At 79.9% G+C, this 323-nt stretch carries 1 pseudogene; it reads right to left on the bottom strand.

The features are described 5' to 3' along the window. Positions 1-323 (bottom strand): annotated as a pseudogene (locus GCU69_RS32520) (hypothetical protein); the annotation flags it as partial.

Consider the following 323-nt stretch of genomic DNA (forward strand, 5'->3'; position numbering starts at 1 on the left):
CGCCACCCCGGGCCGCCGGTGACGGCGGTTCCGACGGCCCGGGAGTCCTGGGCGGCGAAAGCGTGTGACGAGGCACGGGGCAGGGTCACGGCGGCGTACACCAGCAGACCGGCCCAGGCCGCCGCGCAGGCCGCGAGCGGCACCGCGCCCGGGCCGAGGGCGGCAACGGCTGCCTCCACCGGCACCCCTACGGCGTCCAGCCCCGGCAGCCGCGCGGTGAGCGTCGAGCCGAGCGCCACCGCCTCGGCCGCGCAAGCCGCGGCGAGCCCGGTGGACGCGGCCTGCCGCAGTCCGTGCACGGCCAGCAGCCGCGCGACGAACAG

This window comes from Streptomyces lycii, from assembly GCF_009735685.1.
Taxonomy (GTDB): Bacteria; Actinomycetota; Actinomycetes; order Streptomycetales; family Streptomycetaceae; genus Streptomyces; species Streptomyces lycii.